Raw genomic sequence first — 219 nt, 5'->3', positions numbered from 1 at the left:
TGCTCAAACTCAGAGCGTGCCACCGTCGTATCATAAGCAATATCTGAAACGCCACTTAATGCACGTACCACTTCCAGCATTCGTTGCCGTGGCGCACTCAGGCGACCTTGCAGCATATCGCAAACCACCAATGCCCCGGCATTGATAAAGGGATTACGCGGTATACCCTGCTCCATTTCCAGCTGCACCAGCGAGTTAAACGGGTGACCGGAAGGATCT

The 219-nt window shown here is 53.0% G+C and carries 1 protein-coding gene; it reads right to left on the bottom strand.

What is annotated here, in order from left to right; genetic code table 11:
• Positions 1-219, bottom strand: a 219-nt coding sequence (locus FDX22_RS21345; RefSeq protein ID WP_186805408.1) for a glutaminase, incomplete at both ends; no start/stop codon positions are given.

The organism is Citrobacter sp. TBCS-14 (assembly GCF_005280805.1).
Classification (GTDB): Bacteria; Pseudomonadota; Gammaproteobacteria; order Enterobacterales; family Enterobacteriaceae; genus Citrobacter; species Citrobacter gillenii.
Note: the sequence above shows the minus strand (reverse complement) of the source record. Positions and strands in the feature narration are given on the sequence as shown.